This is a genomic window from Anaerospora hongkongensis, from assembly GCF_004339805.1.
In the GTDB taxonomy this organism is placed as follows: Bacteria; Bacillota; Negativicutes; order Sporomusales; family DSM-15969; genus Anaerospora; species Anaerospora hongkongensis.
This window is the reverse complement of the sequence record NZ_SLUI01000005.1, coordinates 174,370-191,129: the sequence shown is the minus strand read 5'-3', so window position 1 is coordinate 191,129 and position 16,760 is coordinate 174,370. Positions and strand designations below refer to the sequence as shown.

17 protein-coding genes and 1 tRNA gene are annotated in these 16,760 nt (G+C 44.5%); 13 read left to right on the top strand and 5 right to left on the bottom strand.

Annotated elements, in window-relative coordinates; genetic code table 11:
- Positions 1-17 precede the first annotated feature (17 nt).
- Positions 18-347 carry a hypothetical protein gene (locus tag EV210_RS09020; RefSeq protein ID WP_132078805.1) on the bottom strand — a complete coding sequence of 110 codons (330 nt, stop codon included), beginning with the start codon at positions 345-347 and terminating at the stop codon, positions 18-20.
- A gap of 482 nt (positions 348-829) precedes the next feature.
- Between EV210_RS09020 and EV210_RS09015 the strand changes: the two genes are divergently transcribed.
- The 6 genes from EV210_RS09015 (at position 830) to EV210_RS08990 (ending at position 5,489) form a co-directional block, all read left to right on the top strand.
- Entirely contained in the window at positions 830-1,627 is a 798-nt protein-coding gene (locus EV210_RS09015; RefSeq protein WP_243650488.1) for a MerR family DNA-binding transcriptional regulator, read from the top strand.
- Positions 1,628-1,680: 53 nt separating this feature from the next.
- On the top strand, positions 1,681-3,018 hold the full coding sequence (locus EV210_RS09010; protein ID WP_132078802.1) for an MATE family efflux transporter: 1,338 nt from the start codon (positions 1,681-1,683) through the stop codon (positions 3,016-3,018).
- 102 nt (positions 3,019-3,120) lie between these two features.
- Positions 3,121-3,942 (top strand): AraC family transcriptional regulator, encoded by an 822-nt coding sequence (locus EV210_RS09005; RefSeq protein ID WP_132078799.1) that lies wholly within the window; start codon positions 3,121-3,123, stop codon positions 3,940-3,942.
- A 25-nt stretch (positions 3,943-3,967) separates the two neighbouring features.
- Entirely contained in the window at positions 3,968-4,378 is a 411-nt protein-coding gene (locus tag EV210_RS09000) for a DUF2000 family protein (RefSeq protein WP_207900690.1), read from the top strand.
- A 148-nt stretch (positions 4,379-4,526) separates the two neighbouring features.
- A tRNA-Arg gene (locus EV210_RS08995) sits at positions 4,527-4,603 on the top strand.
- 232 nt (positions 4,604-4,835) lie between these two features.
- On the top strand, positions 4,836-5,489 hold the full coding sequence (locus EV210_RS08990; RefSeq protein ID WP_132078793.1) for a hypothetical protein: 654 nt from the start codon (positions 4,836-4,838) through the stop codon (positions 5,487-5,489).
- A gap of 169 nt (positions 5,490-5,658) precedes the next feature.
- Here EV210_RS08990 and EV210_RS08985 read toward each other — a convergent pair whose 3' ends face one another.
- Positions 5,659-6,537, bottom strand: coding sequence for an MBL fold metallo-hydrolase (locus EV210_RS08985; protein WP_132078790.1), 879 nt, complete (start codon positions 6,535-6,537; stop codon positions 5,659-5,661).
- A gap of 14 nt (positions 6,538-6,551) precedes the next feature.
- A complete protein-coding gene (locus EV210_RS08980; protein ID WP_132078787.1) occupies positions 6,552-7,109 on the bottom strand; it encodes a helix-turn-helix domain-containing protein in 558 nt (185 codons plus the stop codon).
- Positions 7,110-7,332: 223 nt separating this feature from the next.
- On the opposite strand from EV210_RS08980, the gene EV210_RS08975 reads away from it, so the two are divergent.
- Complete coding sequence (locus tag EV210_RS08975; RefSeq protein ID WP_132078784.1) at positions 7,333-7,914, top strand: DUF1003 domain-containing protein; 582 nt, start codon at positions 7,333-7,335, stop codon at positions 7,912-7,914.
- A gap of 159 nt (positions 7,915-8,073) precedes the next feature.
- Positions 8,074-8,715, top strand: a complete 642-nt coding sequence (locus EV210_RS08970; RefSeq protein ID WP_132078780.1) for a hypothetical protein — start codon at positions 8,074-8,076, stop codon at positions 8,713-8,715.
- A 94-nt stretch (positions 8,716-8,809) separates the two neighbouring features.
- Here EV210_RS08970 and EV210_RS08965 read toward each other — a convergent pair whose 3' ends face one another.
- Entirely contained in the window at positions 8,810-9,361 is a 552-nt protein-coding gene (locus EV210_RS08965; RefSeq protein ID WP_165898843.1) for an XRE family transcriptional regulator, read from the bottom strand.
- Between the two features lie 250 nt (positions 9,362-9,611).
- Between EV210_RS08965 and EV210_RS22580 the strand changes: the two genes are divergently transcribed.
- The 5 genes from EV210_RS22580 to EV210_RS08945 all read left to right on the top strand — a co-directional run bounded on the left by EV210_RS22580 (position 9,612) and on the right by EV210_RS08945 (position 16,330).
- The gene (locus EV210_RS22580; RefSeq protein WP_165898842.1) at positions 9,612-9,785 is read left to right on the top strand and encodes a hypothetical protein; all 174 of its coding nucleotides are present in this window, start codon (positions 9,612-9,614) and stop codon (positions 9,783-9,785) included.
- Positions 9,786-9,933: 148 nt separating this feature from the next.
- A complete protein-coding gene (locus tag EV210_RS08960; RefSeq protein ID WP_132078774.1) occupies positions 9,934-10,404 on the top strand; it encodes a MarR family transcriptional regulator in 471 nt (156 codons plus the stop codon).
- Between the two features lie 153 nt (positions 10,405-10,557).
- Complete coding sequence (locus EV210_RS08955; RefSeq protein WP_132078771.1) at positions 10,558-11,781, top strand: MFS transporter; 1,224 nt, start codon at positions 10,558-10,560, stop codon at positions 11,779-11,781.
- A 381-nt stretch (positions 11,782-12,162) separates the two neighbouring features.
- Entirely contained in the window at positions 12,163-15,267 is a 3,105-nt protein-coding gene (gene ileS / locus EV210_RS08950) for an isoleucine--tRNA ligase (RefSeq protein ID WP_132078768.1), read from the top strand.
- A 115-nt stretch (positions 15,268-15,382) separates the two neighbouring features.
- Entirely contained in the window at positions 15,383-16,330 is a 948-nt protein-coding gene (locus EV210_RS08945; protein ID WP_132078765.1) for a DMT family transporter, read from the top strand.
- 15 nt (positions 16,331-16,345) lie between these two features.
- Here EV210_RS08945 and fosX read toward each other — a convergent pair whose 3' ends face one another.
- The gene (fosX, locus tag EV210_RS08940; RefSeq protein WP_132078762.1) at positions 16,346-16,750 is read right to left on the bottom strand and encodes a FosX/FosE/FosI family fosfomycin resistance hydrolase; all 405 of its coding nucleotides are present in this window, start codon (positions 16,748-16,750) and stop codon (positions 16,346-16,348) included.
- Positions 16,751-16,760 lie beyond the last annotated feature (10 nt).

Sequence of the window (16,760 nt, the reverse complement as noted above, 5' to 3'; positions counted from 1 at the left end):
TATAAACGGTTGGATCTTTAGAAAGGGAGATTGCCTTTTGCCTTGCTGAGCACCAGAAAAGAACGAAAAGAATACAGCAAGACAATAAATGGGGCAACAGGCGAAATTAAACATAATCCTCCTGCCAGCACTCCCCCGCCAAGCTCCAGAATCTTTCCTGTTTTCTTTTTTACATACATGCCCATGGTAACGGCAGCGTAGGCCCAGAGATACCGACCCCATCGAACGATTTCCTCGGGTCGTTCCATGTTACGGTAGTCTGGGACGACGGCCGCAATGATTGACGCTAAAACTGAAATGACGATGCAAAGCAGACCGACATAACCGGTTATTCGCGCCCAGTCCAAGTTTATCGCCCCCATTTACTTTTTGTTCATAACAGAAATGACTTCGCACATTATGGACATCTGGTAAGAGGTTCATAGACTCACCCTTTCTCTCATTTAGTTATATATAAAAAGACCTTGCCCTTTTATAAAAAAGGCAAGGTCTTACCAACAACAATTCGCTGCCAGCACAGCCGGGGTTTTAATCCGAACTTGACGACTATGCTGTAAAGGTTACTCCCCTTGGAGCAATATGCACTTGTAATTTCATTATATCGACAGTATTTGCAAAAGTCAATTACAGCCATGTCCGGAAATATTATCTAGCTAAAGCCGCAGTTTGTAAGGGATGGCTGGCATTTGTCTTCCATAGTTATACCGCTCTAAAGTATATTTTTTATGCACGAAAGTAAAAGCGCAGTCCCGTTTGCTAATAGCGGCATTACTTGTATGGTATGATAATGGAAGAACAAGGCTAAAGCGGTACAGATAGGGTGATAACGATGAGATGGACAATTGGTGAAGTGGCTCAACTATTTGCTATTTCTACCGATACGCTGCGGTATTATGAAAAGTCGGGTCTGTTGACCGCGCATAAGGATAGGTTTAATGGCTACCGGTACTATTCGTACAATGACATTGTTCTGCTCATGGATATTTTATTCTTGCGCAATATGGAGCTGCCTGTTGCCGATATCCGGCAAGTGATCACGCAAATGGATATCGGTGATATTAAAAATATTTTGCATGAGAATGAGCGGGCCATTGAAGAGAGAATCGCTGTTTTAAAGAAGCTGAAGAACATGATTGTCCAGGTCGCAGCCCAGTATCAGCTCTGTGAAGAGCGCCTGGGAATATTCTCCCTTGTCGCAGCGCCTGACTTTCAATACAAACTCTTAGGCAGACAGCCCGATGATTTGATCAGTATGATCAACAAATACAAACAAGAGGGCTGGGGCTGGATGAATAGCATCCGGTATACACTGCTTATCCCCGGTGAAGAGCTTCAGTTATCTCCGAACTTTCGCTGGGTACAGGCGGGGATCAGCCTGGATCAAGAACATTTAGGCTTGCTGGACGACAAGGAGCGGCAAGGATTAACTTCGCTGCAGGAAATGGACTATCTATATACCATCCTCGCCACAGATTATGTGGAACAGGAGAATGCAGTACTAAAAAGCATGCTGCAATATATCCGGGAAAAAGGCCGAAAAATAAGTACACCGCTGCTTGGCCGCTATATGGCGAGCTCCCATAAAGATCATCTCGATTACTATGAAGTGTGGATTGGATTGAAATAATTCTTGACCTTGGAGCTGCTCCAAGGTTTATCATCTCAGAAGAGGTGATAAGCATGAAGGAGAATGTTTTAGGCCAACAAAATATTACTACCCTGTTTTTTTCGTACAGTATTCCGGCCGTCGCCGGGATGCTGTTCTTAGGGATAAATACGATTGTTGATGGCTTTTTTGTTGGAAATTATATCGGCGTCAATGCTCTGGCAAGCATTAATATAGCAATGCCGTTTTTTAGTCTGATGCTTGCCCTTGGTGTGATCATCGGCATTGGTACACAAAGTCTGATTGGCCGCAGTCTGGGCGAAGGCAATAGCAAAGCGGCAGGTGATACCTTTACAACTGCGCTTATGCTCATAACGGGAGCAGCACTTGTAATGGCCGCCATTGCCTTAGGCTTTACGAATGAGATAGCAGCCTTTTTGGGAGCCAGCAGCCAATTGATGCCGCTAGTGGCAAACTATATTACCTATACGGGCGTGTTTCTGCCTTTTCTGGGTATTATGTTTGTTTTGGATTACGTGCTGAAGGTTCAGGGAAAACCGCTGTATTCCATGCTGGTTTTGGTGACGGCAGTGATTACCCATATGGTGCTCAATTATTTGTTTGTTGTGCGCTGGTCGCTAGGTATCAAGGGAGCAGCTTTGGCTACCGGAGCAGGCTATAGTATCGCTTTTGTTATGGCCATACTGCCGTTTCTCACGGGCAGAACGGTATTGCGGCTAACCGGAGGACGCTTCAGCCCGGATCTAGCCCGCCGCATATTTTACAATGGCATGTCAGAAGGCTTGGCAGAAGTCGGAACGGGTATTACCACATTTTTGTTTAATATCACGCTGATGCGCTATGCAGGTGAAATTGGAGTCGCCGCTTTTACAACGATCAGTTACCTGCAATTTATTGGCAACAATATGCTGCTGGGCCTGGCAGATGGTGTAGGTGCGATTGTCAGCTACAACTATGGCAGCCGGCAACTCGAACGGGTAAAAGCAGTACTGCGGCTGGCCGGTTTTTCTGCTCTGATTATGGGCAGTTTCTTCTTTGGCGTAATACTGGTTTATTCCCGGGAAATTATAGCGTTGTTCCTCGACGCCAGCCACGCTCCGGTGCTTGCTTTTGCGGAAAACGGCGCTAAGCTATATGCCTTTGCCTTTTTTGCTAATGGGCTGAACATTGTTGCTGCCGGCTACTTTACCGCTATTTGCAACCCCGCACAGGCAGTAGCGATTGCCTTGAACAGAGGAATCCTCTGGATCAGTCTCGGCCTTATCCTGCTCCCGAAATTCTGGGGTATAAGCGGAATCTGGCTGACGGTGCCGCTTGCTGAAATACTGACATTACTTTTGTCGGCAAGGCTGCTTTATCGTCACTTTTGCCTGCCGCAGCCGCACCTGTGAAATAGAGCAATTTTCTGCAAGACTCTCAGCGATGGAAACGATATAATAAAAAAACATGTAAGCAGAGCCTTTTCGCGAAATCAGCTAAGGGGGTGGTCGGGTATGCAATCAGGAGTGGTAAATCTGTACCGGGACTCGCAGCTTGATATCGAAACCCTGCATGGCTATTTTGTGGGACAGGCATTTTCCAGGCATATGCACGACTACTATGTGATTGGTCTCATTCACAAGGGGCTGCAGACGTTTCGGTATCGCGGCAATACCCGGTATGTAACACCACCGGGCGGGTTACTGTTTTTAAATCCTGGCGAGGCTCATACCGGTGAAGCAGCTAACGAAGAAGGCTTTGAGTATTATGCATTATACCCCCGGGTAGCACCGGTGAGGGCAATCGTGTCAGATATCACGGGCAGAGATAACGAACTGCCCCTGTTTAACAATGTTCGGGTTGACGACGCCGCACTGGCTAAACAGCTGCGCGAGCTGCACATTTGCTTACGGAATAATCGTGCTCCGTTGCAAAGTGAGAGCATGCTGATTTGTCTGATTAGCAGTATGGTGAAAAAGTATGCGGATATCCGGTTAACAGAATTGCGTTTCGGGAAAGAAAATAGAGCGATTGAAACGGCGAAAGCATATATACAGGGGAATTTAGCCAAAAGCATCACCCTGACAGATTTAGCGCAAGCAACCGGGTTTAGCCGCTATTACTTTCTGCGGCTGTTCACCCATGTAATGGGAATGACACCCCATACCTATCTGGAAAGCGTCAGGCTGATGCAAGCGAAGGAGCTCATCAAACAGGGATTGGGGTTACGGGATAGTGCCTATGCTACCGGTTTTAGTGATCAGAGTCACTTTACCAACCGCTTCAAGCAATACCTGGGGATTACGCCGGGGCTGTACGCAAAAGGTGTGCAATAAAAGGGGTAAACTGGGAGGGCAAGTTGTGAAATTTGATACGAAGATTGCCGTTATTATCAGGGAAGACTTACCGGTATGGCAGAAGCTGAATGTGACGGCTTTTACCGTCAGCGGTATCGTTGCCGCTAATGAAGGATTAGTTGGGGGAAACTATGAAGACGCATCAGGCAACAGCTATTTACCAATGGTACGTCAACCAATGCTGATGTTCGCCGGCAGCGCTGAAGGAATTAGAAAGGCCTATAAGCGGGCCATGGAACGGAATGTTCCTATTGCCATTTTTACAGAAGAGCTGTTTTCCACTACCCATGATGAGGAAAACCGGGCCGCTGTTAAAATGGCAAGCAGTGATAACCTTAATTTAATCGGTTTGGCGCTGCGGGAGGACAAAAAAATTGTTGATAAAATAACCAGGGGACTATCGCTGCATAGTTAATAGGGGAACGCTTGCTTCTTACCAGCAGACAACTCCTTCCAATTGACATTGAGCTGAGGAAAATGGTATACTAATTAGCGTTATCTTTACTTTTGTCACGGTTTGGGCCGGCTGCTAAACAGTGAAGTGACATAGCTAGTATTAACATGCGTCTGTAGCTCAGGTGGATAGAGCAGCGGTTTCCTAAACCGTTGGCCGGTGGTTCGAGTCCTCCCAGGCGCACCATATGTAGACTAAGGCTTCAACAACATCGATGATGTTGCTGAAGCCTTAGTTTTTTACTGTCAAAGTGGCTTGTCTATAGGGAGACAAAGGGGCGGCAGACTTTTCACATAGTCTGCGGTCCTCGCATTTTCCCAATTTATTCAATTTTTCTTTTGGCGCAATTTATTATACGTTACCCCAATATGCTATACTATAATTGAAAATGGCAGATGAAAAACAGGAGGTATAACTCATGAAACTAAACTTTGCTAATCACGTTAAGCAACTTTCTGGAAGGATTAAAAAAATTATTTTGTTGTTAATTTGTGTATTTGTTTTTACCACGCCAGCGTCTGCGGAAATTCGTAAAACCGTTAATAATCACGGCATTTTCATTTCTTCTGTCTATGCACAAACAATTGCGGAAAAAGACGGTGCTCAATATGTTATAGGAGTTATTTTAGAACGACACAAATTAAATTCTGGACTTATAGCTTCCACCCCCGATTTTAATTTATCAATCAAGGCAATGGCAATTTCAACTACTTCTCCTTCAACTACTTTTGCTCCCGATAAGCACTTTGACCCTTTGATGGTTTTTAGTTTTAAAACACCGCCTAAATTTGAAATTACCAAAGACAATTCCGTCCAAACAATTACTATTACTGACAAAACCGGTATAGATGTTAATAACATAATCTACAATCTCGACAAGAAGGGCTTTTGGGGCGAACCAAAAGGAAACATGGCTATCATACTTCCCACGGCAGAAAAAATAACTATCATAATGCCATTCAATAATGGCACTGAAATGCGCATAGAACTGCCGGAAGAAATCGTAAAAGAATGGAACTATATCAGCACCGCAAACATGAGGAAAGAAAAAAAAGAAGCCTTAAATAGATAAACGAAGAAGTGTATCATAGGGTGTGAGTGCAGTATTATGCAAAACGATGATGTATTCTAAACCGTTGGCCAGTGGTTCGAGTCCTCCCAGGCGCACCAAAGTGAATAGAGAAACGGCAAGGCTTCAGTGATACTGAGCCTTGCCGTTTTTTGTGTTGCTGGGATTGAAACTACACCTTCCTCCAAAGCAGCATATTTTGCTCAAAGCTGACACTAATCCGGCCGGTATCCTTTAACCACGCAAGATAGGAACGAACAGTGCTGCCGACAAGAACGTATTGTGCAAAGTCCATTGTGAGGTTATAGGCCGTAAATATTTTTTGCAGCAGTACCTCAAAGCAGAGGGGTTCTTCACAGAGAGTAATGATTTTATCGGCTATTTCCTGCACTTTGTCAATATTATACTGGGCAAGCGGAGCGATATTTTCCGTTGCTTCTGCATGGGCCGGCACAAATATTTTTGCGGTCAGGGATTTTACCATCTCAAGTGTTTTCAGGTAAGCGGCAACATCATAGATGAAGCTGATCTGGTATTTATCGAGAATCTGTTTGCTGAACAGACAGTCAGCCAGAAAAACGACATCATCCGGTGTCCGAAAGCCTGCCATATCAAAAAAATGTCCTGGCAATGGTATGATTTCAAAGCCTTTTGGCAAAGCATCTTTTGTCAAACAGACAGCGTCGCTTTCCTGGGCCATGAGAAACTTATGCCGTAAATCTTGCGGCGGAAATGCACCATAAAGAAAAGATGGCTCTAAAATGGGGTGTTTTGTAAACTCGCACTCGATACCTGGCGCATAGATTTTGCAGCCCGTCTGTCCCTGCAAATAACGGTTGCCACCGATGTGGTCGGCATTGGCATGGGTATTGTAAATCGCTGTCAAACACCAATTATGAGCATCCAAAATCTGACGCACCTTGCGTCCCGCATCTTTATCGTTGCCGCTGTCGATTAAATAAACATCGGTATCATTTAATTTGACTAGTCCAATTTTTGAGGGGGTTTGTATATAGTAACTTTGTTCTGCAACTTGTATTAATTCGTACATTCCCTTTTCCTCCTTTAACGCTTGGGATAAAATATCGTGTTGTAAATTGTGCAAGCACCTTCAAATGAATTGTTATAGGAATGAGGGACATCCGCATAAAAGCGAATAGCTTGTTTCTCATTTACAATTATCTCTTTTCCATTTAAAATAAGCTGCAATTTCCCACTGATTACAAAAACATGCTCCTCCACACCATTATCATGTTTTCCCGAGTGATGGAAACAGCCGGGGGCAAATTCAATGAAAAAAGTTTCGACATTGCGAAGCGGATCATAAGTAAATAATGGGTAAGCTCGCATTTTTCCATCATACTCTGAAATAACTTCTATTTCATCAATAGTAACGATGCTGTATTCCACTTGCCTGTCCTCCAAAAAAGAGGAAAGTGGGGTTTTCAAGCCAGTTGCGATTTTCCAAAGTGTCGTAATTGTGGGAATAGACTGCCCCCGTTCTATTTGTCCCAGCATAGGCTTGCTAACTTCCGTCAGATGAGAGACTTCATCCAGACTTAATTTTTTTCTTGTTCGGATTTCTTTTAACTTTTCTCCGATTGTTGAAATTGAGGAAAGCATAGAAACTCCTTTCTCTGAGGATGATATAACATAATTATAATATATTATAACATACAAATAAGGGTCTCCACAGCTTTTAATTTTTGCTAAAATAGATTGCCGAGTTTAAGTGGGACAAGGGGACAGGTTCCTTGTCCCATGAGTAACAGTTGAGAATTAAATAGCACAATCTGCAAATACTGGTATGGGTAGTACCATAATCTAAGCAGATAGGTGATAGGTAATGAAGCGAGTTGTGAAGCTGGGGAACGGTAAAAAGTCTACGCTTAGACATGTAGCCGATGAGGGTGCATTAGAAGGTTTTGACATTCAAATTGATGAGGACAATAGAAAACGCATTGATAAATTAGTGGACAATTACGAGCGTACGATCATCTCCCGTGTAAACGAAACCTATTTATTGAACACGTCACGGGCGGATCAGCTGGCGGATGCCATCGCAAGATTCGGCGGCAGCTGGAAATTTATCCTGTTTTTCTTTTCCTTTTTAATTCTCTGGATGGTATGGAACGTCCTACAGTTTACTCATCATTTTGATGAGCCCCCATTTATATTATTGAATTTAATACTATCCTGTTTGGCAGCATTTCAAGCCCCCATTATTATGATGAGTCAAAATCGTCAGGCAACAAGAGATAAAGATGAGTCAATCATTGATTTTGCGATAAATTATAAAGCCGAACAAGAAATTGACGATATGCAAGGGCATCTTCACAGGCTAGAGAAGCATATAAGCGAGATACATTTGAGCTTAAAGGCGCTGGATTTAAAAATAAGCAGCAATTTAAAGGAAAAAAATGATTAGGGGAGCGTTTATTAGGTCGTAGCTACTTGCAAGGGCGACTGTTTACGAAAATATGTAGCTATTTTGGTACAAGTATTATCTAATTTTGTAAAGCTCATACTATACCCAAACTGAAGCTGTAACATTACGGCTGAAATGAATAGAAGGGTAATTGATATTATGGTAGATTATGAAATGATTCACCAAGCCAGAAGCACATTGCATAGCCTAGTGTTGGAAAAATGGCTGACCGAGGATGTTTTTTCTCTTCGGTGGTGGAGTATGGTCGGGTTAGTGGCAGTATCTTATCTAATATGCTTCAGCCTCTTTGACAAAAAACGCATCAGTGTATTGTTTTTATTTGGTTCGTTATTAACGGTCGGCGCGTCTGTATATGAGACGGTGGGAGTAAATTTTGTTCTCTGGTTTTGTGCTACCCCAGTATTCCCTATCGTGCCTTGTCTATTTGTTCCGTATTTAACGGTACTCCCCGTTTACTATATGCTGATTTTCCAATATACCACTACCTGGCGACAGTTTTCTCTGTGGAATTTTATTGCAGTAAGCATATATGTTTTCATTCTCCTGCCTGTTTTTATGCATTATAAAATATCCGAAATGGATAATTGGCAGCCAATCTATCATATTCCTTTTATATTTTTTATAGCTTCGCTAGCCCGTGCAGTTACTTTGTTTTTGATAAAAATTGAGCAGCGAGAGGCAAAGCTGGCAAAAAATAGTTCTTTGCAACCGGGGAATTTTCAGCCTGCAATGAAACCGCTCCATACGCAGGACGACCAGCAGGGTGAACCAGAAAAATAACAGCGTGATAATACGGCAAGGCTTCAGAGTTTCTGCGCCTTGCCGTTTTTGTATTACTGGGCGATTTGAATGCCTGGCTGCCAAGAGCTTTATGCTAAGTGTAGCTCGGATAATATCTAACAGATAAAAAATGACATTCTTCAGGCCCCGTAAATAATTGTTGGACAGTTTCGGTAGTAAAATAAAAAGAATCACCTGTTGTTAGCTGGTATATCGTTTCACCAAGGCGAAAATTCAATAGCCCCTGGACAATATAAATGTAATTCGACGTCGTAAAAGGGGTTGGCGTATATACTTTCGTACTGCTGTTAGCAAGCATCTTGCCAAAGGAAACAGTTGGCTCGTTCATATTTCCGTGCGGGGATATGAATTGTAAGGAAAGACCGGCAGGTGGATCTTGTAACGTTAGGTGGTCAGTTGATTTCGTATGTACAGCAGCGGTCTTTTGCTTATCGTTGCTTAATAGAGCCAAGAGGCTTATTTTTAAAGCATGAGAAATACGTTGAACCACATCAATCGAGGGCATTTTTTTATTATTTTCAATCTCGGACAGCATTGATTTACTTACACAACTCAAGTCAGATAAAGCTTGAAGGGTCAAGCCTTTCTTTAAACGATAGTCTTTAATTACGGTACCAATATTCAAGTAAACCACACCTATCTTCATCTAAATATATGCAAGAAAAAATGTTGACTGTTACCTTGGCGTTCGTTAAACTGGAATAAATTCGCTAAAGCGAACAAGCTTGGTCTTTCTTTAAAATTTTACTTGCTTTAGAGGGTGTTTGCAAGAAGGCATCGGGAAGCTTTAGCAAAGTAAACGTTTTCCCAAATCTAACTGTTAATAGTGAGCTGGAGTGTAACTTGCTTATCCAAACGCTAGGGGTGAAAACAAAATGATGATTCACAGAAAGCATATTGCAGAAAAGATTGCGGAATTAACAGAGCTGATCGTAGAAGCCCAAAAAGCAGGTCATCTTATTGATTATCTTTATCTGCAACAAGAATTGGAAAAAGCAATAGACCAGTATACTGCTTGTAAAACTAATAGCGGTAAAACCAACAGGTAAGGTTAGTTCTGCAGGAATCAAGGTTTCGTATATTACCAAGCCCGGCGAATACGATTTAGTATAAGAAATCCTGTCAACAATTTTGTCAACTGGGCAGGAGTTCATGTATACTTAAGGGGTAACTGCACTAGCGGGTGGAGGACAGACCGTGAATAAAAAAGAACAGGTTATGATGAGTTTCCGGGAGCTATTTAATAAGATGAGTTGGCTTAACCGGCTTAAGATGAAAGACAGTCTTAAGGGTTATCAGCCTTCTGAAGTACATTGTATTGAATATATTGGCAGCAATGCGGATGTCAACGTGGCGAAACTGGCGGAGACCTTTTTTATGACCACCGGTGCCATGAGTAAAATGACGAAGAAGCTTATTGAAAAAGGCGTTATCGCAAGCTATCAGAAGCCGGAAAACAAAAAAGAGATCTATTATAAGCTTACGGAGCAAGGGCAAGCCGTTTATAACATCCATGAAGAACTCCACAAAGAATTCCAGGAGCGGGATAAATCCGTATTTGAGCAGGTAACCGACGAACAATTTGACAGTATGCTCAGCTTTGTGGAGAAATACAGCCGGCATTTGGATGCAGAAATAAGCAAGCGGGATGTAAATCGTTCAAAATAAAATTGTACACAGGAATATCTCTAAAAGCAGTCTGACTCACTTGAGAACAGGCTGCTTTTTTCATGGACAGCATTTTGACAAGGCAGTAAAGATATGCTATGATTATTTTGCTTCCTGGGAAGTGAAATTTACAACCCTAGAAAGGGATAAATTATGTCTACAACTAACTTATACGATGAACAAAACAAAGAGCAAACCGTAGATAAACACGCTTTGCTATTCGGCCTCATCGCCGTATTTCTTTGCGGAATTGGCTTCAGTATTATAGCGCCTGTCGTTCCCTTCTTAGTGCAGCCTTATACAAGCAATCCGGGGGAACAAGCAATTGTGGTTACGTTATTAACCTCTGTTTATGCCGTGTGCGTGTTTTTTGCGGCTCCCGCACTTGGCGCTTTAAGCGATAAATATGGACGCCGTCCCTTGTTGTTGCTATGCCTGTTAGGGTCGGCAGTGGGATATCTGGTCTTTGGCATAGGCGGCGCGCTGTGGGTGCTGTTTGCCGGGCGTATCATAGAAGGGATAACCGGTGGCAGCATCAGCACGATTTTCGCCTATTTTGCCGACATCATCCCGCGAGAGCAAAGGACAAAGTACTTTGGCTGGATGAGTGCCATTGTCGGGGTAGGCACCGTTATCGGGCCAACGGTCGGCGGGTTACTGGCCAAGTTTGGGTATGCGGTACCGATGTATTTTGGGGCAGGCATTACGCTGCTGAATGTGATTTATGGGTACTTTTTTATGCCTGAGAGCCTTGCTAAGAATAACAGACTGAAAGAGATTGCCTTAGTAAGACTGAATCCCTTTACCCAGCTGGCAAGCGTACTTTCCCTGAAAAACTTAAAACGGCTGCTTATTGCAGCGTTTTTACTTTGGATACCTAACGGAGCCTTACAGGCAGTGTTTTCCCAATTCACGATGGATACTTTCCATTGGCAGCCTGCCTTAATTGGCCTGATGTTTTCCATCATTGGCATCCAGGACATCATTTCCCAAGGCCTCATTATGCCCAGGCTGTTAGTAAAACTGAGTGACAAACAGATCGCGATGCTGGGGATGGGGGCAGAGGTTATTGGCTATGCTCTGATTGCAGCATCGGCCTTGTTCTCTTTTTATCCGCTGTTTATCGCTGGAATGTTTATATTTGGTTTCGGTGATTCCATCTTTGGGCCTTCGTTCAATGGGATGCTTTCCAAGTCTGTCGATGCCAGTGAACAAGGCCGGGTTCAAGGCGGCAGCCAGTCGATTCAGGCGCTGGCAAGAATCATTGGCCCTGTAATAGGCGGCCAAATCTATGTGTCACTGGGGCACGCCGCCCCTGCTTTTATGGGAGTGATCCTCATTACCGGGGCAATTCTGGTTTTGGTTAAGGGCAGGTAAACTAATACTGCTGGGACAAGGGACCTGTCCCCATGTCCCAATAACGTGCGAGGGCAGTTTGACATTTTGGCGCTGGAGCAGTATAATCACGAGTAATATTTTAATATTGTTTCTTTAAAAAGCTGTGAACAGGAAGAGTATTGCGGGAATAGAACCATACAGAGAGCGGGGCGTGCTGAGAACCCGCAGGGAGTTGCCGGAAGAAAATCACCTGAGAGCTGATGGCTGAAAGCTTAGTAAGTTAATCCGTAATCCTGCGTTAAAGGATAAGGTATGCAGTACCTGAGAATCGTAAGGTGGTTAACGAAGATAACACTTCGTCCTGAGTGAGGGGCGAAGTGTTTTTTGTTGCAGCATGCAAGAACAGGGAGGAGCAAGTTCATGTATAAGAAAGTAAGTCCTAAAAATAATTTTGTCGAGATGGAAAAATCCATACTGGCTTTGTGGGAAAAAGAAGGGATCATCGCCAAGAGCTTTAAGATGAACGAGGGCAAGGAGTATTTTACGTTTTATGACGGACCGCCGACCGCGAATGGCAGTCCCCACATCGGTCACGTTGTTACCCGGGTAATCAAAGATCTCATTCCACGGTATAAGGTCATGAAGGGCTACCGGGTGTTGCGAAAAGCAGGCTGGGATACCCATGGCCTGCCGGTTGAACTGGAAGTTGAGAAAAAGCTGGGGATTTCCGGCAAACCGGAAATTGAAAAGTATGGCGTAGAAGATTTTGTGAAGCAGTGTAAGGAGAGCGTGTTTACCTATGCCACCCAGTGGAAGGAAATGTCGGAGCGAGTGGCCTTCTGGATTGACATGGAAAATCCATATGTCACCTACCATAATGAATATATTGAATCTGTTTGGTGGTCGCTGAAGCAGCTTTGGGATAAAGATTTACTATATAAAGGCCACAAAATTGTTCCGTATTGCCCGCGCTGCGGTACCGCTTTGTCTTCGCATGAAGTAGCCCAGGGCTATAAGGACGTGAAAGACAGCTCGGCTTATGTCAAGTTCAGACTTAAAGGGGAAAATGCGGCGATTCTTGTTTGGACGACTACCCCCTGGACCCTGCCCAGCAATGTGGCCTTGGCTGTTAACCAGAGTTATGATTATGTGGAAGTAATCTATCAGGAAGAGCATGTAATCCTGGCGAAAGAGCGGTTAAGCATCCTGGAGGGTGAATACGAGCTGGTTCGCGAGTTCAAAGGGGAAGCGCTGCTGGGCAAGGAATATGAGCCAATGTTTTGCTTCGCGCAACCGGAGAAAAAGGCCTATTATGTGGTGCATGGTGATTTTGTTACCTTAAGTGATGGTACCGGCATTGTCCATATTGCGCCGGCTTATGGCGAAGATGATAACCGGCTTGGCCAAAAATATGACTTGCCGCTCATTAACCTGGTGGATGCACAAGGTAATTTTGTGGAAGAAGTGACGCCCTGGCAGGGGATGTTCGTTAAAAAAGCGGATGAAAAAATACTGGCTTTCTTAAAAGAAACCGGTGTCCTGTTGAAAGCGGAGAAATATCTTCACTCCTATCCCTTCTGCTGGCGCTGCGATACGCCGCTTCTATACTATCCCCGTGTTTCCTGGTTTGTCAGAATGTCCTCTCTCCGGGAGCAGCTTTTAGAAAACAACGACAAAATCAACTGGTATCCGGATAACATCAAGAAGGGACGATTCGGCAATTTCTTAGAAAATGTAATTGACTGGGGCCTCAGCCGGGAACGGTACTGGGGTACACCACTGCCGATCTGGGAATGCGAATGCGGACACCGGGAATGCATCGGCAGTATTGCAGAGCTCCAGGAAAAAGGCTTGAACGTACCGGATGATCTCGACCTGCATAAACCCTATATTGACAAACAGCAGCTGAACTGCGCGCAGTGCGGTAACAAGATGCAGCGCGTCAGCGAGGTAATTGACTGCTGGTACGATTCGGGGTCAATGCCATTTGCCCAATATCACTATCCCTTTGAGAACAGGGAACTGTTTGAGCAAAACTTCCCGGCTCAGTTTATCTCCGAGGCTGTTGACCAGACACGCGGCTGGTTCTATACCCTGCTGGCCATTTCCACTGCTGTTTTTGGTAAGAGCTCTTTTGAAAATTGTGTGGTCCTGGGGCATGTACTCGATAAACAGGGCCTTAAAATGTCGAAACACAAAGGCAATGTCTTAAGTCCGTTCACTGTGCTGGATAATCAGGGGGCAGATGCCCTGCGCTGGTACTTCTATACCGCCAGTGCACCCTGGCTGCCTTCCCGTTTTTATGAAGAGGCCGTCATTGAAGCGCAGCGCAAATTCCTCAATACGCTGTGGAATGTGTATTCCTTCTATGTGCTCTATGCCGAAATCGACCAGTTTGATCCGGCCAAATACCAGGGGAGACAAAGCGGCCATGTTATGGACCGGTGGATTATCTCCAAGCTGAATACCCTGATTAACAAAGTCGACGAATATCTGCATGCGTATAAAATTACCGGTGCGGCGCAGCTGATTGAAGAATTCACCGATGAACTTTCCAATTGGTATGTGCGGCGCAATCGCGTCAGATATTGGTCCATGGATATGACCGAGGATAAAATTGATGCCTATGTCACCTTGCACACCGTATTGAAAAAACTGGTGATTGTGGCGGCTCCGTTTGTGCCGTTCATTACCGAGGAAATTTATCGCAATCTTGTATTCGGTCTCAATACCAACGAGCCGGAAAGTGTGCATTTATGCCTGTGGCCGGAATATGACGCATCGCAGGTTGATGCCAAACTGGAAAAAGAAATGGAGCTGGCGTACCGGATTTGCGGACTGGGCCGCAGTGCGCGCAACCTCGCCAATATCAAAAACCGGCAGCCGCTGCCCAAGATGCTTGTCAGTACCAGGGAACTGGCCGACTACTATATCGACATCATTAAAGAAGAGCTCAATATCAAAGAAGTAGTGGTCAATGCCAATATGTCCGACTATGTAAGCTATACGGTCAAACCCAATCTGCCGGTACTGGGCAAAACATACGGCAAGCTGCTGACAGGTATCAAAAAAGCCATTGCTGAAGCCGATCAGATGGAACTGGCGCTTCAGGTATCTGCCGGACAAAGCCTGACCATTCAGGTCGAAGGAACCGCGATTGAACTCAACAGTGACAATCTCCTGGTCACAATGAATGGTCTGGAAGGGTTTGCTGTTGCCAGTGAGGGCGAAGTGGGCGTAGTATTGGATACCCACATTTCGGAAGAACTGAAAAGGGAAGGCTACGCCAGAGAAATCATCAGCAAGCTGCAAAACATGAGAAAAGACAGCTCCTTTGAAGTGGTCGACAAAATTACCGTCTATATGGCCGGCAATGCTTTACTCGAAGCGATTGTTCAGCAGTATAAAGAATATATCATGAGCGAAACACTGGCTGTGGACATTGTGTTTGAGGCCGAAGGTGACTATACCGAGGTCAATATTAACGGCGAAAAACTGCAGCTGGCAGTAGCACGGATTTCCTAAATTGATATAGAAACGGCAAGGCTTCAGAAATCTGAGCCTTGCCGTTTTCGGTTTTACTTTATCAGGCATTTAGCCTACAATATGGTAAGGAGAACTGTTGGAGGACTAGCTTTTAATGAAAGTACTACACAACGAAGAGTTTAAAGGATATTTACAAGTATTTATTGCCGGGGTATTGTGGGGGTGTATCGGCCCGTTTATCCAGTTGATGGAGCAGCAGGGTTCCTCGTTTGCCTTAACGAGCTTTCTTCGAATGGCCTTTTCCTTCTTTATTCTCGCGATAGTTACCGTCACCAAGTTTGGGGTAACTTCTCTTCGTGTGAGCAAGAAAACCCTGGGATTCTGCATACTTTTAGGTCTAATCTGCCATGGCCTCAACAATGTGGTTTATAGCCTGGCCGTTACGTTGACGGGGGTGACGGTGAGTGCCGTGTTGATGAATACGGCTCCGGTTTTTACTACCGTCTTTTCTTATCTGTGGTTTCGTGAAAAAATTACCTGGATAAAATCTACGGCCATGCTTGTTAATATTATCGGTTGTGTGTTGACGGCGACCGGCGGAAAGTTCGATGCCATGGTTTTCTCGCTGGTCGGGGCAATGTGTGGTATCGCGTCGGGCTTCTGTTATGGCATGACGGCAATTATCGGCAAAATGGCTGGAGAAAAAAGCAATGCCTTTGTGATCAGCACATATAGCTATCTATTTGCGGCCTTCTTTCTCGGCTTTTTTATCAATCCCTGGGAACAAGCGGCCTCTTTGAACGAGAGTGTGCTTCTGTTAGGATTCTTCTATGCTTTGATACCAACTGCAATAGCCTATATTTTTTATTATCAGGGTTTGCAAAAAATTACAGAGAGCAGCAAGGTCCCTGTCATTGCGTCAGTTGAAGTAATCGTTGCCGCGATTATTGGTATTGCGGCTTTCAGAGAACCGGTAGGGATAGTGAGTGGGATCGGCATTTTGCTTGTAATCGGCTCAATTATGTTAATGAATCATAGGGCGCCCCTCAAAAAAACACTTCAACTGCGAGGCAGTAAGAACGGCAAGGCTTCAGAAATCTGAGCCTTGCCGTTTTTGTCACTTCCGTTTATATCTTGCTAAACGTTCGGGAAGTGTCCCGGTGTGGAGTTCAAACAAGTGATTGTCAAAGTCATAAAAATACAAGGATCTGCTCTCGCCTTCTACGCGTGGCCGGGGTGGGCGAACATCTACCCCCAGCTGCTCAATGCGCGCTTGATAGGTTTCGAAATCCGCTTCTGGTATTTTAAAGGCGGTGTGGTTGTAGGTGCGGGTAGGCAGGGACTCGCCTTCCATAATGGCAATCCATTGCCCGCCAATCAGGAAGAACTTCTCTCTTGATAGCGAGAAGGTATCATCGCCGCTAGCATAAACTTCCTCGGCGTCAAAGATCTGTTTGAAAAATCGGGTTGCAAGTTCGAGGTCCTTAACAATAAAAGTAACGTGACTAATGCCTTCTATCATATGATCTCCT